Origin of the sequence: Streptomyces sp. E2N166, assembly GCF_003671715.1 — a bacterium.
GTDB lineage: Bacteria > Actinomycetota > Actinomycetes > Streptomycetales > Streptomycetaceae > Streptomyces > Streptomyces thinghirensis.
Genome location: NZ_RAIF01000025.1, coordinates 217,480 through 218,592, shown reverse-complemented (window position 1 = coordinate 218,592; position 1,113 = coordinate 217,480). Strand labels below are relative to the sequence as shown.

The following is a 1,113-nucleotide window of genomic DNA, read 5'->3' as shown; positions in this document are numbered from 1 at the left end:
CCGCCCGCCCAGCGGAACGCTCCGGTCTCACCACGCCAGCTGCGCGATCTCCTCCGCCACCACCGCGCACGCGTCCGCCGCCGGGTCGATCAGCGGATAGTGGCCGACGTCCTCCAGCAGCGTCACGCCCACCACCTCCCCGGCCTTCGCCGCCGCGTCGGCGTACGCCTCGGCGACCGCCTGCGGAACGTCCACGTCGGCACGGCCCTGAACGAGGGTCGTGGCGATGCCGGTGGGCAGCAGCAGGGCCGGGTCCGCGTAGGGACGGCGTTCGGCGAAGAGTTCCTCCCCGCCGAGGAGTTGCCGCGTCGCACCGCCGCACACGTCGAGCTTGTCGGCGACCTCGAAGTCGGCGATCGGCGCGAGGGCGACCACACCGCGCAGGGGCGCCGGGCGGTCGATGCGCCAAGGGGCGTCGTCGGGCAGCAGATGCCGGGCGGCCGCCCACAGGGCCAGGTGGCCGCCGGCGGAGTGGCCGGTGAGCACGACACGGCGCGCGTCGGCCTGCGGGACGTACTGCCGTACCAGCGCGGGCAGGGCGTCCAGCGCGGCGGCCACGTCGTCGAAGGTCTCGGGCCAGCGCCCCGCGACGGGACCCCCCGCACCCCCGCCATCCCCACCGGCGCCCTCAGTACCATCCCCGCCATCCCCGCCGCCCGCACCGCGCCGATACTCCACACTGGCCACCGCGAGCCCCCGCCGGGCGAGGAAGCCGGCGAACGGACTGACATGGCGCCGGTCGTACGGAGCCCGCCACGAACCTCCGTGCAGGACCACCACGACGGGAGCGGCACCGCCCGGGCCCCCCACCCCGCGCGGGACGTAGAAGTCGATCACTTGGTCGGGGTGGTCGCCGTACACGGCGGTGCTGTCGGGGTCGACCGCCGGGTGCGAGAAGGCCGATTTCTCCTCCGCCGCCTCCGCGACGGCCCTCGCGGCAGCGGTGCCCGGTTGTGCGGCGGCGTCCGGCATGCTCAACCTCTCAGCGGCAAAACGGTGTTGGCGGACCGGGGGAATGAAATCGGCCGTTGGCGGGACGGTATCAGGCCGGTGACGTGCCCGGACATGGGGATGTAACGCTGGGTGAGGACCAGGCGATCCGCGGCCGGGCGA

Annotated in this window: 1 protein-coding gene; it reads right to left on the bottom strand. The window is 74.7% G+C overall.

All coding sequences use genetic code 11. The features are described from left to right. Positions 1-27: 27 nt before the first annotated feature. Positions 28-972 (bottom strand): alpha/beta hydrolase fold domain-containing protein, encoded by a 945-nt coding sequence (locus EBH09_RS19050; protein ID WP_121748186.1) that lies wholly within the window; start codon positions 970-972, stop codon positions 28-30. Between the last annotated feature and the right edge of the window lie 141 nt (positions 973-1,113).

Bases quoted from the DNA above. Each gene is read 5' to 3' on its own strand.
- EBH09_RS19050 (WP_121748186.1), bottom strand. From the start codon at position 972: ATGCCGGACGCCGCCGCACAACCGGGCACCGCTGCCGCGAGGGCCGTC.